14 protein-coding genes and 1 pseudogene are annotated in these 17132 nt (G+C 69.9%); 11 read left to right on the forward strand and 4 right to left on the reverse strand.

Going from position 1 to position 17132, the window contains the following annotated elements:
- Positions 1 to 178 precede the first annotated feature (178 nt).
- The 4 genes from N8I87_RS25035 to N8I87_RS25050 are packed head-to-tail and all read left to right on the forward strand — an operon-like array spanning position 179 to position 4960.
- Positions 179 to 1492: a DUF6716 putative glycosyltransferase gene (locus N8I87_RS25035; protein WP_263211923.1), complete on the forward strand. Its 1314-nt coding sequence runs from the start codon at positions 179 to 181 to the stop codon at positions 1490 to 1492.
- Between the two features lie 41 nt (positions 1493 to 1533).
- The gene (locus N8I87_RS25040; protein WP_263211924.1) at positions 1534 to 2796 is read left to right on the forward strand and encodes an N-acylneuraminate cytidylyltransferase; all 1263 of its coding nucleotides are present in this window, start codon (positions 1534 to 1536) and stop codon (positions 2794 to 2796) included.
- A 14-nt stretch (positions 2797 to 2810) separates the two neighbouring features.
- Positions 2811 to 3746 carry an N-acetylneuraminate synthase family protein gene (locus N8I87_RS25045; RefSeq protein WP_263211925.1) on the forward strand — a complete coding sequence of 312 codons (936 nt, stop codon included), beginning with the start codon at positions 2811 to 2813 and terminating at the stop codon, positions 3744 to 3746.
- 59 nt (positions 3747 to 3805) lie between these two features.
- Positions 3806 to 4960, forward strand: coding sequence for a hypothetical protein (locus N8I87_RS25050; protein ID WP_263211927.1), 1155 nt, complete (start codon positions 3806 to 3808; stop codon positions 4958 to 4960).
- Positions 4961 to 5419: 459 nt separating this feature from the next.
- Here N8I87_RS25050 and N8I87_RS25055 read toward each other — a convergent pair whose 3' ends face one another.
- The gene (locus N8I87_RS25055; protein ID WP_263211929.1) at positions 5420 to 6106 is read right to left on the reverse strand and encodes a class I SAM-dependent DNA methyltransferase; all 687 of its coding nucleotides are present in this window, start codon (positions 6104 to 6106) and stop codon (positions 5420 to 5422) included.
- Positions 6107 to 6442: 336 nt separating this feature from the next.
- Between N8I87_RS25055 and N8I87_RS25060 the strand changes: the two genes are divergently transcribed.
- Together N8I87_RS25060 and N8I87_RS25065 are read left to right on the forward strand one after the other, a co-directional pair.
- A complete protein-coding gene (locus tag N8I87_RS25060) occupies positions 6443 to 7672 on the forward strand; it encodes an amidohydrolase (RefSeq protein WP_263211931.1) in 1230 nt (409 codons plus the stop codon).
- Between the two features lie 275 nt (positions 7673 to 7947).
- Positions 7948 to 8973 carry a BMP family lipoprotein gene (locus N8I87_RS25065; protein WP_263211932.1) on the forward strand — a complete coding sequence of 342 codons (1026 nt, stop codon included), beginning with the start codon at positions 7948 to 7950 and terminating at the stop codon, positions 8971 to 8973.
- A gap of 213 nt (positions 8974 to 9186) precedes the next feature.
- Here N8I87_RS25065 and tgmC read toward each other — a convergent pair whose 3' ends face one another.
- Genes tgmC through N8I87_RS25080 form a run of 3 tightly spaced genes read right to left on the reverse strand, consistent with a single transcriptional unit; the run spans position 9187 to position 11599 of the window.
- Positions 9187 to 10386, reverse strand: coding sequence for an ATP-grasp peptide maturase system methyltransferase (tgmC, locus tag N8I87_RS25070; protein ID WP_263211934.1), 1200 nt, complete (start codon positions 10384 to 10386; stop codon positions 9187 to 9189).
- Positions 10364 to 11362 carry an ATP-grasp ribosomal peptide maturase gene (tgmB, locus tag N8I87_RS25075; protein ID WP_263211936.1) on the reverse strand — a complete coding sequence of 333 codons (999 nt, stop codon included), beginning with the start codon at positions 11360 to 11362 and terminating at the stop codon, positions 10364 to 10366. Before tgmB ends, tgmC begins: the two co-directional genes overlap by 23 nt.
- A 3-nt stretch (positions 11363 to 11365) precedes the next feature.
- Positions 11366 to 11599 (reverse strand): putative ATP-grasp-modified RiPP, encoded by a 234-nt coding sequence (locus N8I87_RS25080; RefSeq protein ID WP_263216644.1) that lies wholly within the window; start codon positions 11597 to 11599, stop codon positions 11366 to 11368.
- 188 nt (positions 11600 to 11787) lie between these two features.
- Between N8I87_RS25080 and N8I87_RS25085 the strand changes: the two genes are divergently transcribed.
- From N8I87_RS25085 to N8I87_RS25105, 5 genes and pseudogenes are all read left to right on the forward strand, one after another.
- Positions 11788 to 13161, forward strand: a complete 1374-nt coding sequence (locus N8I87_RS25085; RefSeq protein ID WP_263211938.1) for an NsdA family TPR-like regulatory protein — start codon at positions 11788 to 11790, stop codon at positions 13159 to 13161.
- Positions 13162 to 13173: 12 nt separating this feature from the next.
- Positions 13174 to 13464 carry a DUF6087 family protein gene (locus N8I87_RS25090; RefSeq protein ID WP_263211940.1) on the forward strand — a complete coding sequence of 97 codons (291 nt, stop codon included), beginning with the start codon at positions 13174 to 13176 and terminating at the stop codon, positions 13462 to 13464.
- 107 nt (positions 13465 to 13571) lie between these two features.
- Positions 13572 to 14375, forward strand: a complete 804-nt coding sequence (locus N8I87_RS25095) for a radical SAM protein (RefSeq protein WP_317633489.1) — start codon at positions 13572 to 13574, stop codon at positions 14373 to 14375.
- A gap of 60 nt (positions 14376 to 14435) precedes the next feature.
- Positions 14436 to 15580: pseudogene (locus N8I87_RS25100) on the forward strand (methyltransferase domain-containing protein).
- Positions 15581 to 15836: 256 nt separating this feature from the next.
- Positions 15837 to 16892: a BMP family lipoprotein gene (locus N8I87_RS25105; RefSeq protein WP_263211941.1), complete on the forward strand. Its 1056-nt coding sequence runs from the start codon at positions 15837 to 15839 to the stop codon at positions 16890 to 16892.
- Positions 16893 to 17132: the final 240 nt, after the last annotated feature.

Consider the following 17132-nt stretch of genomic DNA (forward strand, 5'->3'; position numbering starts at 1 on the left):
GCCCGGCATCCGTCTTGACTGGCAGCTTGATTTTGGGTGAACGGCGTGCGGCGAAGCTGTGAACTGGATTTATTGGGGGCCGGTTCCGGGGCCGATTCGCCATTCGTCGACGCGCTGTTAACCCTTTGTTGTATTCGGGTTGGGCGGAACCTAGGAATGCCTTCCTAGCGTCTTCGATGTGCCAGCAAGTGCAACGAAGTCCCCGCGGATCGCCGTCCTGGCGGACTCCGACACCCGGTGGAAATGGGGCGCGCTCACCGCGCAACGCGTCATCCCCGAGGGTGCGGACGTCCGGCTCGACGGATACCTCCTGCGGGGCCGTGCCACCCCGACCGCCCGCCAGCTGAGGGAAGTCGGCGTCCACGCGGACTCGCTCCGCGAGGTCACCGCCGTCGAGTTCCTGCGTGCGATGCGCGAGGAGTCGTACGACATCCTCGTCCTCGCCCTCGTCGGCGGCGCCGTACAGGCCATGCTGCACGGGCTGCGGCGGCTCGGGGACGACTCCGGGAAGCGTCCCGTCGTCGTCACCGGCTATGTCGGCGTCGTCTACGAGAAGCTCGCCGACGGGCTGCTGCTGCGGCACGGCGCGGACCTCGTTCTCGCCAACTCCCGCCAGGACGCGGACCGCTTCCGGGCCGTGTACGAGGGAGTGGGCGCCGACGCCTCCTCGGTGACCGAGGTCGCCCTGCCGTTCCTCGGCGGGGAGCCCTACACCGGCGAACACGACCCGTACACCGTCGTGTTCGCGGCCCAGCCCTCCGTCCCGGACAGCCGCAAGGACCGTACCTACCTGCTGAACCGGCTGATCGAGCACGCCCGCACGCACCCCGAGCGCGAGGTGCTGCTGAAGCTGCGCTCCAGGCCGGGCGAGCACACCACGCACATCGAGGAACTGCCCTACCAGAAGCTGGCGCAGGGCATGGACCTGCCCGCCAACTTCCGCCTGGTGTACGGGCACATGGGCGAGGTCCTCGACCGTACCGACCTGCTCGTCACGGTCAGCTCCACGGCCGCGCTGGAGGCGCTGCACCGCCGGATCCCCACCGCGGTCCTCACCGACCTCGGCGTCCGTGAGGTGCTCGGCAACCACCACTTCGTCGGCTCCGGCTGCCTCGCCTCCTGGGACCAGCTCGACGCCGGACACCGGCCGGCTCCCGACGAGGAGTGGGTCGCCCGGCAGGGCGTCGCCGCCGACGGCTCGTACGGCACCGCGTTCGACGCGGCACGTGAGCGCATCGCCGGGCTCCTCGGCCGTTCCGGTGGCCTGCCGCCCCTGAACCCCTACTACACGACCGAGACCGCGCCCGGCTATCTGCCGGGGATTCTCGCCCGCCACCACCTCGGCCCCGACGGCTCACCGCTGCCCGGGGCGCCCGCCGCCGACAAGGCGCCGGGACCGGTCCGCCAGATCGTGCGCCGTGCGGCGCGCGGCGCCTACCGCCACGGCGTCCAGCGGGTGGCACCCGTGATCCGACGAATGGGAGAGCTGTGAGCGACCGGATCCCGCGTCAAGCGTCCGAAGGAACAGAGCCGATGTCCCATCCCGAAGCGACCGTCGTACACCGCGTGCTCGCCGTGATTCCCGCGCGCGGCGGCTCCAAGGGCGTGCCCGCGAAGAACCTCGCCCCGGTCGGCGGTGTCCCGCTGGTCGCCCGCGCCGTACGCGAATGCCGTGCCTCCCGGCTGGTCACCGACGTCGTCGTCTCCACCGACGACCAGGCCATCGCGGCGGCGGCCCGGCAGGCGGGCGCGGAGGTCGTCCTCCGCCCGGCCGTCATCGCCGGCGACACCGCCACCTCCGAGGCCGCCGTCCTGCACGCCATGGACGCCCACGAGGCGCTGCACGGCGCACCCGTCGACGTCGTCCTGCTCGTCCAGTGCACCAGCCCGTTCATCGTCCGGGAGGACATCGACTCGGTGGCCGGAGCGATCGTCGACAACGGCGCCGACACGGCCGTGACCGTGGCCCCCTTCCACGGCTTCATCTGGCGGGACGGGGCGGACGCGCCGGTGCCGGCCGCGGTCACCGGGGAGGCCGACGAGGCCTCTGTGGCCGGCGGCTACGGCGTCAACCACGACAAGTCCTTCCGCCCGCGCCGCCAGGACCGCCCCCAGGACCTGCTGGAGACCGGCGCCGCCTACGCGATGGACGCGGCCGGCTTCCGCAAGCACAACCACCGCTTCTTCGGCCACACCGAACTGGTCCGCACCGACCCGGCCCGTGTGCTGGAGATCGACGACCCGCACGACCTGGCCCGCGCCCGCGCCCTGGCCCCGCTCTTCGACGCGGACCGGCCTGGCGCCCTGCCCACCTACGACGACATCGACGCCGTAGTCCTCGACTTCGACGGCACCCAGACCGACGACAGGGTGCTGATCGACTCCGATGGACGGGAGTTCGTCTCCGTGCACCGCGGGGACGGACTCGGCATCGCCGCGCTGCGCAAGAGCGGCCTGAAGATGCTGATCCTGTCCACGGAACAGAACCCGGTCGTCGCCGCCCGGGCCCGGAAGCTGCAGATCCCGGTACTGCACGGCATCGACCGGAAGGACCTCGCACTCAAGCAGTGGTGCGAGGAGCAGGGCATCGCGCCCGAGCGCGTGCTCTACGTCGGCAACGACGTCAATGACCTCCCGTGCTTCGCCCTCGTGGGCTGGCCCGTGGCGGTCGCGAGCGCCCACGACGTCGTGCGCGGCGCCGCACGCGCGGTCACCACTGTCCCCGGTGGCGACGGCGCCATCCGAGAGATCGCCAGCTGGATCCTCGGCCCCTCTCTCGATTCCCTCACCAAGTAAGGACACCCCCTGTCATGAGCAACTCCCGCATCCGCCAGTTCGGTTCCCGCACCGCCGGCCCCGGCCACCCCGTCTACATCTGCGGCGAGATCGGCATCAACCACAACGGTGAGCTGGAGAACGCGTTCAAGCTGATCGACGTGGCCGCCGAGGCCGGCTGCGACGCCGTGAAGTTCCAGAAGCGCACGCCGGAGATCTGCACCCCGCGCGACCAGTGGGACATCGAGCGCGACACCCCCTGGGGCCGGATGACCTACATCGACTACCGCCACCGCGTGGAGTTCGGCGAGGACGAGTACCGCCAGATCGACGCGCACTGCAAGGAGAAGGGGATCGACTGGTTCGCCTCCCCGTGGGACACCGAGGCCGTCGCCTTCCTGGAGAAGTTCGACGTCCCCGCCCACAAGGTGGCCTCCGCCTCCCTGACCGACGACGAGCTGCTGCGCGCCCTGCGCGCCACGGGCCGCACGGTCATCCTCTCCAGCGGCATGTCCACCCCGAAGCAGATCCGCCACGCGGTCGAGGTCCTGGGCAGCGACAACATCCTGCTCTGCCACGCCACCTCGACGTACCCGGCGAAGGCCGAGGAGCTCAACCTCCGCGTCATCAACACCCTGCAGGACGAGTACCCGAACGTCCCGATCGGCTACTCCGGCCACGAGACCGGCCTGCAGACCACGCTCGCCGCCGTCGCCCTCGGCGCCACCTTCGTCGAGCGCCACATCACCCTCGACCGTGCCATGTGGGGCTCCGACCAGGCCGCCTCCGTGGAGCCACAGGGCCTCACGCGCCTCGTCCGCGACATCCGCACCATCGAGGCCTCCCTCGGTGACGGCGTCAAGAAGGTCTACGACTCCGAGCTCGGCCCGATGAAGAAGCTGCGCCGTGTCGCCGGTGTCGTCGCCGAGGCGGAGATCGCGGCCGCGGCGGGCGAGCCGGTCGCGGTCTGAGCGACCCGAACACCGACAACGCCATACACCACGCCTTACGACGGGACGGTCGTACGTCGATGAGCCCCCGCGCCGGGAACACCGGCACCCCCCGCACTCTCGCGTTCGTGGAGAGCCCGGTACAGCTGCTGAACGTGCTGGAGTGGGCGCACGTCCACGCCCTGCGAGGGGCGGGAGAGTCCGGCGCGGGCTCGCCGCCGTCCGTGCCGTCCCAGGTGAGGCGGTCCGCCGTCGGCGGGCCGCCGTCGGCGGGCGCGGAGCTCACCGTCGTCGTCCTGTCCCCGACCGACCCCATGACCCGGGGCCAGCTGCGCCGCATGGCCGACCTGGCTCGGGACGAGGGGTACCAGGTCCGCTGGGAGGAGGCGCGGGGCGGTACGACCGCGCCCTTCCACACGATCGGCGGGCTCGCCGGGGCACTGCGCCGGGCGGACCGCATCGTCATGGGAGACCCGTTCTCCCGCTATGTACAGCTGCTGCTGACGATCACCCGGGCCAAGGACCTGGTGGTGGTCGACGACGGCACGGCGACGATGGAGTTCGTCGCCCAGCTCGCCCGTGGCGAGCGTCTGGTCCGCTGGCACCGCAAGGGCGGCCGCCCCGGCCCGCGTGACCTCCTCTTCGCCCCCGTGTCGTCCTCGGCCCGGCGTCGGCTGACCCCCAGCGGCAAGCGCCGGGTGGAGGTCTTCTCGTCCATGCCGATGGAGGAGACCCCACAGGGCGTCACGGTCACCGCGAACGACTTCGGCTGGACCCGGGCCCGCTTCGGCCCGCCGCGCATCACCAAGGGCGCGGACATGGTGGGCACGTCCCTGGTGGAGACCGGGGTCGTGGACGGGGACCGCTATCTGGAGGCGGTGTGCGGCCTGGCCAAGGCCCACGGGGCCCTGCGGTACTTCGCCCACCGCCGCGAGAGCGCGGAGAAGCTGCACCGGCTCGCCGCCGCGACGGGACTGGAGATCGTCCGCCCCGACCTCCCGCTCGAGCTGATCGCCCGGCGCGGGCCGATCGGGCGGACGATCCTCAGCTTCCCGTCCACGGTCGTCCACACCCTGCCCCTCGCACTCGTCGGCACGGGAGTACGGGTCGCCGTGTGCGACATCGACCCGGCCTGGCTGACGGAGAACGCCTCGCCCCGGGCCCAGGGGTTCCTGTCGGGCGTGACGGGGACGGCCCGGGACGTGCATCGGCTGGCGGCGGTGAGCGCGGTCTAGCCAGGTCAGGCCCCGGTCTGGCCCCCTTCAGGCCCCGGTCACGCCCCCATCCGGCTCGGGTCAGGCCCCGTCCGGCCTCGGTCTGGCCGCCGTCCGGCCTCGGTCTGGCCGCCGTCCGGCCTCGGTCTGGCCGCCGTCCGACTCCGGTCTGGCCTCGTCCGTCCCGGGTCTGGCCCCCATCCGGCTCGGGTCAGGCCCCGTCCGGCCTCGGTCTGGCCGCCGTCCGGCCTCGGTCTGGCCTCGTCCGTCCCGGGTCTGGCCCCCATCCGGCTCGGGTCAGGCCCCGTCCGGCCTCGGTCTGGCCGCCGTCCGGCCTCGGTCTGGCCTCGTCCGTCCCGGGTCTGGCCCCCATCCGGCTCGGGTCAGGCCCCGTCCGTCCCGGGTCTGGCCCCTGTCCGGCTCGGGTCAGGCCCCGTCCGGCCTCGGTCTGGCCGCCGTCCGACTCCGGTCTGGCCCCGGTCAGGCCGAGGTCTGGTCCTGCTGTCCGTGCCGGTCGGCCGGGGCCTTGCGGGCCAGGATGAAGCCGCGGGGGAGTTTCTCCTCGTCCAGGGGTTCGCGCACCGTCCGGGCGAGCGGGTGGAGGCCCGCCTCGGTCAGGACGGTGGCGACCGTGTCCGGGGTGCGCCAGTGGTAGTCGAGGCTGATCTCGTGGCCGAAGCGCTCCGTGAGGCGCAGGCCGTCGCCGTCGCCGTACTGGAAGGCCAGCAGGACGTGGCCGCCGGGGACGAGGGTGCGGTGGAACTCCGCGAACGCCGCCGGCAGGTGCTCGTCGGGTACGTGGATGATCGAGTAGAGGGCGGCGATCCCGGCGAGCGTGCCGTCCGGGAGGTCCAGGGACGTCAGCGAGCCCACGTGGAAGCGCAGATGCGGGTGCGCCTCGCGGGCCAGGGCGGTCATCCGGGGGGAGATGTCGACGCCGAAGGTCGGCACCCCGAGGTCGTGCAGACGGGCGGTGATGTGGCCCGGGCCGCTGCCGAGGTCGGCGACGGGTGCGGGGGCGGCGGCCGAGGCCAGTTCGGCGAAGGCGGTGAGCATGGCGCGGTCCACGGGCCGGTCCGCGAGGTGGTCCGGGTAGCGGTCCGCGTACTCCTTGGCGATGGCGTCGTAGGACGAGCGGGTGGCCTGGATGAAATCCGGTTCCGTCACATCGGCGCACGTTACCGGCGCGGCCGCCGGGCCGTCCCGCGCTTGTTCCGGTCCGGTGGATCTCCCGGTCCGGTGGATGGACAGCTCCAGCCGTGCTCGGGCGGGGCGTGGTATCCGTGGAGGAAAAGTGACGAGGAAGGGTTCAGGCGCGCGGCCGGGGTCGCGCGCCGTGGAATTTCGTGATCGACTTGGCTTGAAGTCGGACGAGTTTACCCATCCCCGTCGATAGCTATGCGTCCGGTGGTCAGATTTTCTTCCCCTAACGGGTTGAACTTTTGTTGATCGAGGGTCAGTTGACCGTCCGGGCGTCCTACCCTTCAGAGGGTGAACCAATTGATGTCCCGAGAGTCCGAGGCCGATCTGCCCGGTGATGTGCTGCCCGGCGTGCTGAGCGAAGCGCTGTACGCCGAACTCGTAGCGTTCCGGCGCGACTTGCACATGCACCCCGAGCTGGGCAACCAGGAGTTCCGCACCACCGCCGCGATCAAGGAGCGGCTGGAGAAGGCCGGGCTCACCCCCCGCGTCCTCGCCGTCGGAACCGGGCTCGTATGCGACATCGGCGTGGCGGAGGCGGGTGGCGGTGACGGCGGCGGCATCTTCGCTCTGCGGGCCGACATCGACGGCCTGCCCATCCCGGACACGAAGAGCGACTGCCCGTACCGCTCCACCGTGCCCGACCGGGCCCACGCCTGCGGACACGACGTGCACACGGCCGTGGTGCTGGGCGCCGGACTCGTCCTCGCCGAACTGCACCGTCAGGGCCGGCTGCCCCGGCCCGTACGGCTGATCTTCCAGCCCGCCGAGGAGGTGCTGCCCGGCGGTGCCACCGACATCATCGAGTGCGGGGTGCTGGACGGGGTGCGGCGCATCATCGCCGTGCACTGCGATCCCCGGGTGGACGTCGGGAAGATCGGCCTGCGGCACGGAGCCATCACCAGCGCCTGCGACCGGCTGGAGGTCGCGCTGGACGGCCCCGGCGGGCACACCGCCCGGCCGCATCTGAGCACCGATCTGGTCACCGCCGCCGCCCGCGTCGCCATCGACGTGCCCGCGCTCGTCGCCCGGCGCGTGGACAGCAGGAGCGGGCTCGCCGTGACCTGGGGGCGGATCGAGTCGGGACACGCGCCGAACGTGATTCCGCAGCACGCGGAGCTCTCGGGCACCGTGCGCTGTCTGGACCTGGAGGCCTGGCGGGAGGCGCCCGACATCGTGCACGCGGCGATCGACGAGGTCGCGACCATGCACCGGGCGAAGTCGGAGATCAACTATGTGCGGGGTGTCCCGCCGGTGGTCAACGACCCGGTCGTGACCGAACTGCTGCGGGACGCCATGGTCGCGCGGCGCGGCCCGGAGTCGGTCGAGGGGACCGAGCAGAGCCTCGGCGGGGAGGACTTCTCCTGGTATCTGGAGCATGTGCCCGGAGCCCTGGCGCGGCTCGGGGTGCACACCCCCGGCGAGCGCACGGTGCACGACCTGCACCAGGGCGACTTCGACGCCGACGAGTACGCCATCGTGGTCGGCGTGGAGCTGTTCACCGCCGCCGCCCTGCTCGACGCCGCACAGTAGCGGCCGGATGGCGAAGAGGTGTCCCATTAGTACCTCTTCGCCCTCTTGTGTCACCCTGTTGTAACTGCCGGATCCCAGCTGTAACCCGGAGTCGGCACGAATCGATAACGGCCCGGAGAAACCCCGTTCCCCTTGCCTTCTACGCGCGTTACTGTGCGCCGGAATCGCCACCAGAGGCGGCACATTGGGGAAGCGGGCCGGCGACGGTGCCGTGGGGATGAAGGGTGCTTGCTGTGCGTCTGAACTCTCGGAGGACCAGGTTCTCCCAAGCTGCGGTGACCGTCGCGGTCGTCGCCCTCGCCGCCGCCGGGTGCGGCAAGTCCAGCAGTGATTCCTCGAGCACGTCCGAGAACGGCAAGTACTCGGGCAAGGGCATAGGTCTCGCCTACGACATCGGCGGCAAGGGCGATCAGTCCTTCAACGACGCCGCCTACGCCGGTTTCCAGAAGGCGGAGACCGAGTTCAAGATCGGCGGCCGGGACGTCGAGCCGAACGACAACGAGACCGACGCGGACAAGGTGCAGCGCCTGGAGCAGCTGGCCAAGTCGGGCTACAACCCGATCATCGGCGTCGGCTTCGTCTACGCGCCGGCCGTCAAGGAGGTCTCCGCCAAGTACCCGAAGATCACCTTCGGCATCATCGACGACAACAGCATCACGTCGAAGAACGTCGCCGACATGGTGTTCCACGAGGAGCAGTCCTCGTACCTCGCCGGTGTCGCGGCCGCCAAGACCACCAAGAAGAACCACATCGGCTTCATCGGTGGTGTGGACATCCCGCTGATCCACAAGTTCGAGGCGGGCTTCATCCAGGGTGCGCAGTCGGTCAACCCGAAGATCAAGATCGAGAAGCAGTACCTGACCCAGACCCCGCAGGAGGGTGGCTTCTCCAGCCCCGACAAGGGTGAGAACGCCGCCAACGGTCAGATCGACTCGGGCGCCGACGTGATCTACGCCGCCGCCGGTCTGTCCGGCCAGGGGGTCATCAAGGCCGCCGCCGAGCACAAGATCTGGGCCATCGGCGTGGACTCCGACCAGTACAAGCAGGACGCGCTGGCCAAGTACAAGGACTACATCCTCGGCTCCGCCCTCAAGAACGTCGGCGGCGCGGTGTACGACCTGGTCAAGTCCGTCACCAACGGCAAGCCCCTGCAGGGCGAGGTCCGCGGCGACCTCAAGTCGGGCGGCGTGGGCTTCGCCGACTCCAACCCGAAGTACCAGGCGATGAAGGACGTCGTCACCGCCGTGGACAAGGCCAAGCAGGACATCATCGACGGCAAGGTCACTGTCAAGACGCAGTGACTCTCCGACGGCCGGGTGTCGTTGCAGCAAAGTGATCAACTGGCTGTGGCCAGGGGCTTGGCGAGGCGCTCGGCTGGGGTTTCCCAGCCGAGCGTTTTGCGTGGGCGGGCGTTCAGCTCAGCAGGGCTTTGGTCGCTGCATGCGACGAGAGGAGGGCGAGGGCAGCACCGGCGGCAGTTGGGCGCTGTGCTCGCCTGCAACTCGGGGCCCGCGTCAGGGCCCGGGCAGCGGCAGGCCAGGCATCTGCTCGTGTCGCAGGTGCTGGCCGCCGTCGTAGACGTGCAGGGTGAAGGTCTCCGGCCCCGGCCTGCTGGCCGCGTCGTAGGCGTCGAGGACGCGCTCGATCCGCTCCCACAGCTTCACCGGGCCACCCTCGCGGACCTGCCATGTTCCGTCGCCCGGGGTGAGGGTGGCGGCGGAGCCGGTGACGACGTCGACCAGGTGCACCACCTCGCCCACGGTCGTCATCTGTGCGTCGGGCACCGCACTCTGGGCGAGGAAGCGCAGGTGGAACGCCTCCTCGGTGGCAGCGGTGATCCGCTCCGGACTGTGCGAAGTGGTCCGGGACCTCTCCGGCAGGCCCGCGGCCCAGTGGGCGGGGTTACCGAACACCGGCGCCGTGTGCGTACGGGCCGACATGAACGACACCGTGCCGCCCAGCAGCTGGCCTTCGGCCGTGCCGTCCTCGGCCACCGTCAGCAGCACCCGCGCGTATCCGTAGAGCCAGCCGGACAGTGTGAGCAGGATCTTCCCGCCCGGTCGGGTCTGGGCGAGCAGGGCCGAGGGCACCGCGCGGAACGAACAGGCGGCCACGATCCGGTCGAACGATGCTTCGGGCCAGTAGCCGTACAGGCCGTCCGCCACCGCCAGGGTCGGCGTGTAACCCAACGCGTACAGCGCGCTCGCGGCCTGTTCCAGCCGGTGGCCGTCGACCTCGATCGACGTGACGTCGGCGGAGCCGAGACGCTCGCAGGCGAGCGCCGTCGAGTAGCCGGTCCCGGTGCCGATCTCCAGCACCGTGTGCCCCTCTTGGACGTCGGCGTCGGCCCACATCCGCAGCACAAGGGAGGGGAGCGTGGACGACGAGGTCGGCGCCCCGCCGTGCCGCGCGGCGGGCTGCTTCCAGTCGGGTTCGTCGCCGTCGAACTGCGTGATGAGCGTGGTGTCGGAGTACGTGGCGGCCAGCCAGCGGCCGTAGTCGAGCTCGGCGGTGACCGGCTCCCAGATGGTCAGGCCCTGTCCGTCGCGTTCGTCGGCGGGCAGGTAGAAGCCGGGCACGAACCGGTGCCGGGGCACCGTCTGAACCGCCTGGCGCCAGGTCGGGTCATCGAGCACGCCGTCCTCGGCGAGGGACTTCGCCATCGTCTCGCGCAGTCGTGCGGCGTCGGTCTCACAGTCGGGGGGCAGCGTCATGGTCTGCCGCCTCCTTCCTACTCAGGATGTCGGCGAACGCCTCGGTGATGGCTGGCGCGTCGGGCAGCCAGCCCCACTGGCCGTTCGGATTGCACTCGATCGCCGTCCAGTGCTCGGGGTCGTCCCCGTCGCCGGTCAGAGCGAAGTCGAAGCAGCCGAAGACCAGGCCGAAGGAGGAGAGGTAGCTGTGCAGCGCGGCCTCGATCGGTGTGGGGACGGTGATGGGGGTGTGGATCAACTCGTTCCAGTCACCGCGGCGCCAGTCCAGCGCGTTGTCCGGGGCGGCGACGTGTTGAGCGAACACTTGGCGGCCGACAACGGTGACGCGTACGTCGCCGGTCTTGGGGATCTCGGCCTGGAACAGGTGCGCGGTCACCGCGAGGGCGTCGTCGAAGCTGTCGGGGTTCACGCGCTGGGCCCAGATCGCCCCCGCGTGCCCGCCCTCGTCTGCCGGAAGGCCACGGAATGGCTTGTAGATGAGATGCTCGTGCTCTGCGGCGAACTTCCGTACCTGCTCAACGTCGTTGGTGACCAGGGTCGGCGGGATCCGAAGGCCGAGCTCGGCGAACCGGGCCAGCTGGGCGGGCTTGAAGTCCGCGCGGGTCACGGCGGCGGGATGGTTCACGTACGTCGCGCCGTGAAGATGGTTCAGGACCCCGCCGAGCCCGTGCCGTGCCTCGGCGACGCAGAAGTCCCGCTGTTGAGGCGGCAGATGCGCGAACCGGGCGGCATACGGGGTGGGGCGGCGGTAGTAGACCGCCGCCACCACCCCCAGCTCCACCTCCCGGCTTGCCGTACGCAGCCGACCACCCCACACAGCACTGTCCTGCCCCATGCGGAAGCCGAAGGTCAGGGAGGGGCCGATGTCGGCGGGGTCGACGCGTACGACGGGCACCTCACGCTCGTTCAGCGTGGCGATCACCTTGTCCGCGGTGACGTCTTCCAGCGCGGTGACGACCAGGACGGTGGAGGCCATTGGTCAGTCCGACTCGTAATCGGTGGTGTTGTCGTCCTGGGTCTGCGGCTGCGGGTTCTGCCCGTCGCCGCCCCCGGACATCGACGCCGTACCGGTCGTCTTCGACGTGCCGTGCTTGCCCATCTCCACCACCTGGCCGGCGGCGTCGGTGTAGCGGGCGGTCTGCGAGAGCGGATCGATTGCCACCGCCGCGTACGACGGCGGGCCAATCGGCAGCCGGTCGGTGACCAGCCGCATCGCCCACGGAGCCTCGGGTGCAAGCGTCATGCGTTGTCCCTTCCCCCGTACGCCAAGCGGTCAGCCGGACTGCTGCCGCCTTGAGTAGAATCGGTGCCGGCCACGTGCCCTGACCAGTACCGTAGGGGTCGCGAACCGTGGCGGAAATGCCACGCTCCGTATACGCAGGCGGGGAAGGCGAGGCAGCGATGGCCAGCAGATCCGGCAACCCACACCTGGAGCTGTGGATCGCGGCCACAGGCTTGTCTCACGGGGAGATCGCTCGGCGGATCGCCGCGGCGGCCAAGGTCCAAGGTCACCGGCAGATCGCCCCGGACGCGACCCGTATCCGGCGTTGGATCGACGGGGAGAGGCCCCGCCCGCCGGTCCCTGCCCTGCTCGCCGAAGTCCTCTCCGAAGCGGCTGGCCAGCCGCTCACTCCCGGTGATCTCGGCCTGACGGCCGCCGGTCCGGTGCTGGATAGCATCCAGCTCCCGCTGCTGACCGAGGCAGCCGCCCAGGCCCTGACCGGATGGACTCAGATGGACCTGTTCATGAACCGCCGCGACACCCTCAAACTCGCCGTCGGCGCCCCGCTGATCCTCGCCGCCGAGCGAATGCTGGGCGGCACCGCCCGCGCCTTGAGCGGCGCACGCAAGGGCTTCGACGCGGACACGGTCACCGCGCTGGAGGAGGTGACCGCCTTCTTCACCAAGGCTGACGCGTCCAAGGGCGGCGGTCTGTACCGCGCCGCGATCGTCGCCCAGCTCGCCGAGGTCGCCCGCCGCATCCAAGACGGCGTACCGCCGTCCCTGAAGACCCGCGTCTTCTCGGCGACCGCCGACCTGGCAGCGCTTGCCGGATGGGTCAGCCACGACGCCGGCGGCCGGTACGGAGTCGCGCAGCGGTACTGGAGCTACGGCGTATACGCGGCCGGGGAAGCCGGACAGCCAGATCGTGGGGTGGAGATCGTCACCCGCATGTCCCACCAGATGATCTACCTCGGCCGTCCCCAGGACGCGCTCGGTCTTCTCGGCGTCGCCGCCACGAAGGCCCAGATGTCCGCGACCCGGGCGCTGGTCGCCTCGCAGACCGGCCGGGTGTACGCGGCCCTCGGTGACGAGCGCCAGGCGGATACGCACCTTGGCGCCGCCGACGAGCTCCTGGCGGGCGGGCTCGGCGACGACGTGCCGGAGTGGGTGGGCTACTTCGACGCCGCCGAACACGCGGGCGCCCGCGCGGTATCCGCCCGTGACCTCACTGGAATCGGCCGTCCCCGCCGAGCCGCAAGCACCCACTTCGAGGACGCGCTGCAACTGCGCAAGTCCGGCTTCGACCGCGTGAAAGTCATGGACCGCGTCGGCCTCGCCGCCGCACTGTTCAACGAGGGCGAGCCAGAGCAAGCTGCCGCCGCAGCCCACCATGCGCTCGACGACGCGGCCCGTATCGACTCCACGCTCGTCGCCTCCCGGCTCAACACGCTGCTGGACGCGGCCCGCCCGTACGAGACCGCCTCGGTCGACGATGTACGGACCCGGGCCAAGGACCTCGCCACCGCCAGGCCGACCACTATCGCAGCCTGAGAGCACCGAGGCATGGGCAAGCACAGCCGACCCGGACCGTCGAACCAGCCGTCGCGCGCCGTCCCGCGCGTGGACGCCGACAACCCGTTCGCCGCGTACGACAAGCGGCGCCGCCCACCGATGGACATTTACCGACGCCACCGGCCGGTGCACGGCGGCGCCGGTCACCTCCGGCCCGACGAGCTGCGCGTCCTGGAGGAGTGGAGCGGGTTCGCATACGAGCCGGTCGGCACCGCTCCGAGCCTCACGGCCGCCCAGGGATGGGTAAACCAACTTCAGATCGGCGACGGCCCCGCAGCGTGATGCCCCGTAGCGAAAGGCATTCCGGTCCGCGGGCGGTGCGATGGCCTGCCGAACGCCAGCCACCGCAGCACCGACCGAACACGTGGCGAACATGTCCGGCACGCAAAGTGCCTGGTCAAGCCAGCTTCTCGCAAGAGGCAGTCGGAAAACTGGAGATCACCGGTAGGTGTCAGCTCACCTGCACGCACTGTCTGTCAGAGTCCAGCCCGCAAGCGAGCCACGGCACGATGACGCCCGCCGACTGGCGCGCGGTCATCACGGATGCTGCCGCACTCGGCATCCGTACCATTCAACTCATCGGCGGTGAGCCGACCGTTCACCCGCACTGGCGGGAGTTCACGGAACTCGGGCTCTCGCTCGGGATGCACGTAGAGATCTACAGCAACCTGTTTCACGTCGCCCCCGACTGGTGGGACGTGTTCACCCGCGAGGGCGTGACGCTCGGGACGAGCTACTACAGCAACGACCCCGCCGAACACGACAAGATCACCGGGCGTGAGGGCAGCTACGTTCGTACCAGGTGCCACATCCGCGAGGCAGTCAACCGAGGGGTCACGGTTCGCGCCGGAATCGTGGACATCCTGCCGGGGCAGCGCGTTGCCGAAGCACGTACCGAGCTGGAATCCATGGGCGTGAAGCACATCAACACGGACCGGGTGCGCGCCGTGGGCCGTGCCGCTCTGCCGGGACAGTCGACGACGTTGGACGAGATGTGTGGCAGGTGCACCCGCGGACGCGCTGCCATTCTCCCGAACGGAGACCTTGCCGGGTGCGTGCTCTCGCGCGACTTCCCGGCGGGCGACGTCCGGGAAACCCCCTCGCCGATCTGTTCGGCGGAGCGGCGTGGGCGGAACTGGCCGCGAGCGTCCCCCGCTGCGTGCGAACGCGTGCACACCCAACGACTCCGGTGACTGTGACCCCGCCAGCACGGAAGCCTGTGACCCCGCGTACTGACCTGAAAGCTCGGCAACATGGATTGGGAGAACAAGGCGCACGCTCTCGCGGATCAGGTGACCGACCCGGATTCACGATGGCTCGCCCCCGTGGCGCGCGTCGCGCGTCACCAACTTGTGCCGCGCTGGTGGGACGGGACGACTCGGAACGATGGGTACTGCGAGACGGGCCAAGCGACCCGGAAGCGTGGGCGGAAGCCGCCTATGCGGACCGCTCGCTGATCACTCGGGTGGGCACGCTGCACGCCGACCGGGCCGAGCCTGACGCCCAGCCCGAGGGACAGCCCACATCCTCCGCCACGTTGCCGAGCTTGATCGTACGGATGCTGCGACACGGCCGACTCGGCGAGGGGCTGTCTCTGCTGGATTTGGGGACGGGCGCCGGCGGGCTCACGGCATACGCCTGTCACCGGTTTGGAGACGCGTACGTGACGAGTCTGGACGTGGACGCCTACCTAGTCAGCGTGGCAGGCGAACGGCTTGCATCCATGGGCTGTCACCCGAAGATGATCACGGCGGACGCCACCGAACACGTGCCGGGATCGTACGAGCGGATCGTGTCGACAGTGGCACTGTCTCCGGGGCCGGGGCTCCGGGCAGTCCTCGGCGCGCTGGAACTCGGCGGGCGGATCGCAACGACGCTTGCGCGCACTCCCCTGATCATCACCGGATGGAAGCATCCGAACGGGGACGTGGTCGGGCAGGTAGAGCGGGATATGGCGGGCTTCATGATCACCCGGTCCGGCGACGACTACCCGCCCGCCCTTGCCGAGCTGTTCGCTCTCGCCCACGACGCCGACGGGGAGCAGACGAGCACCGGCCGCTACCCCGTGGTGGACGTGGCGAATGCATGGGAACTCCGCTCCATGCTGGAAGTAACCACGCCCGGCGTCGAACTCCGCTACGAGACCAGCGGGCGGCACAGGACCGCGTACCTGGTGCACCCCGATGGTTCATGGGCACGCGCGTCCGCCCATTGGACCGACCCGCCTCAGGTGCACCAGAGCGGCCCCCAGCGGCTTTGGGATGCGTTGGAACGCATCCGGAACCGACTGAACGCCGAGGGTGCATTGCCGCTACTCGGTGCGCAAGTCCGCATCACGCCCGATGGCGTGTGTCATCTGTCCCGTGGTCGGTGGCACGTCTCCATGGGTGCCCTGTAAAGCCCGGCGCACCGCAGTGACGAGCCCCCCGCAACCAGCCCCTCGGGACGAGACGGCACCGTGGAAAAGGTCACACCCGGAGGCGGATCTTGACCGCTGAACAGCGCTGATACGTGACACCGGCGAAGTTGGCCGGAAAGTTCAAAACGGTCGGATAACACTCTGGCAAGGTGGGGTTCTCTCGCTGGTCTACGCGCGTTACGCTGCGGCGGAACCAGCGCCTGGTATGGGCGCTTGCACAAAGGAGTCACGTTCCATGCGCCGGGTGTCCCGTATCGCGATCGCAGGCGCCGCAACCGCGGCCCTCGCCGTCACCATGTCCGCTTGTGGCAGCAGCTCGACCAGCTCCTCCTCCTCTTCCGCCGACGGCGCCAAGAGCAAGGGCATCGGTCTGGCCTACGACATCGGTGGCAAGGGCGACCAGTCCTTCAACGACGCCGCCTACGCCGGTTTCGAGAAGGCGCAGTCGGAGTTCAAGATCGGCGGCCGGGACGTCGAGCCCAGCGACAACGAGACCGACGCGGACAAGGTGCAGCGCCTGGAGCAGCTGGCCAAGTCGGGCTACAACCCGATCATCGGCGTCGGCTACGTGTACGCGCCGGCCGTCAAGGAGGTCGCGGCCAAGTACCCGAAGATCACCTTCGGTGTCATCGACGACAACACCATCCAGGCGAAGAACGTCGCCGACATGGTGTTCCACGAGGAGCAGTCCTCCTACCTCGCCGGTGTCGCGGCCGCCAAGGCCACCAAGAAGGACCACGTCGGCTTTATCGGCGGTGTGGACATCCCGCTGATCCACAAGTTCGAGGCGGGCTTCATCCAGGGTGCCAAGTCGGTCAACCCGAAGATCAAGATCGAGAAGCAGTATCTGACCCAGACCCCGCAGGAGGGTGGCTTCTCCAGCCCGGACAAGGGTGAGAACGCCGCCAAGGGTCAGATCGACTCGGGTGCCGACGTGATCTACGCCGCCGCCGGTCTGTCCGGCCAGGGTGTCATCAAGGCCGCCGCCGAGCACAAGATCTGGGCCATCGGCGTGGACTCCGACCAGTACAAGCAGGACGCGCTGGCGAAGTACAAGAACTACATCCTCACCTCGGCCCTCAAGAACGTCGAGGGTTCGGTGTACGACCTCACCAAGTCCGTCGTCGACAAGAAGCCCCTGTCGGGCGAGGTCCGCGGCGACCTCAAGTCGGGCGGCGTGGGCATCTCCGAGTCCAACCCGACCTTCAAGAAGAACGCGGACATCCAGGCCGCGATCAAGAAGGCCGAAGCGGGCATCAAGAACGGCACCATCGTGGTGAAGACCTCCTGACGGGAGTGTCGTAGGCCTGTCGTAGGCATGGCCAAAAGGGCGCTGTAATGGCAGCGTTACGGCCACGGAACGGGGCACGGGAAGGATCGGCGCCGGCGTCAACCGCCGGGGCCGCCCGCGCCCCGTTCGCGCGGCAGAATGCTCGGAACGGATCGAGTCGAGTACGAATCGAGATCGGTCAGGTCCGGGCACTATTTAAAGCAGGGGCGCTACGCGCGTAGAGCGGCCCCTTTCCCGAGG

This window comes from Streptomyces sp. HUAS 15-9, from assembly GCF_025642155.1.
Lineage (GTDB): Bacteria > Actinomycetota > Actinomycetes > Streptomycetales > Streptomycetaceae > Streptomyces.

Bases quoted from the DNA above. Each gene is read 5' to 3' on its own strand.
- N8I87_RS25040 (WP_263211924.1), top strand. From the start codon at position 1,534: ATGTCCCATCCCGAAGCGACCGTCGTACACCGCGTGCTCGCCGTGATT.
- N8I87_RS25060 (WP_263211931.1), top strand. From the start codon at position 6,443: ATGTCCCGAGAGTCCGAGGCCGATCTGCCCGGTGATGTGCTGCCCGGC.
- N8I87_RS25050 (WP_263211927.1), top strand. From the start codon at position 3,806: ATGAGCCCCCGCGCCGGGAACACCGGCACCCCCCGCACTCTCGCGTTC.
- N8I87_RS25045 (WP_263211925.1), top strand. From the start codon at position 2,811: ATGAGCAACTCCCGCATCCGCCAGTTCGGTTCCCGCACCGCCGGCCCC.
- tgmB (WP_263211936.1), bottom strand. From the start codon at position 11,362: ATGGCCTCCACCGTCCTGGTCGTCACCGCGCTGGAAGACGTCACCGCG.
- N8I87_RS25105 (WP_263211941.1), top strand. From the start codon at position 15,837: ATGCGCCGGGTGTCCCGTATCGCGATCGCAGGCGCCGCAACCGCGGCC.
- N8I87_RS25080 (WP_263216644.1), bottom strand. From the start codon at position 11,599: ATGCGGCTGGTCACCGACCGGCTGCCGATTGGCCCGCCGTCGTACGCG.
- tgmC (WP_263211934.1), bottom strand. From the start codon at position 10,386: ATGACGCTGCCCCCCGACTGTGAGACCGACGCCGCACGACTGCGCGAG.
- N8I87_RS25090 (WP_263211940.1), top strand. From the start codon at position 13,174: ATGGGCAAGCACAGCCGACCCGGACCGTCGAACCAGCCGTCGCGCGCC.
- N8I87_RS25085 (WP_263211938.1), top strand. From the start codon at position 11,788: ATGGCCAGCAGATCCGGCAACCCACACCTGGAGCTGTGGATCGCGGCC.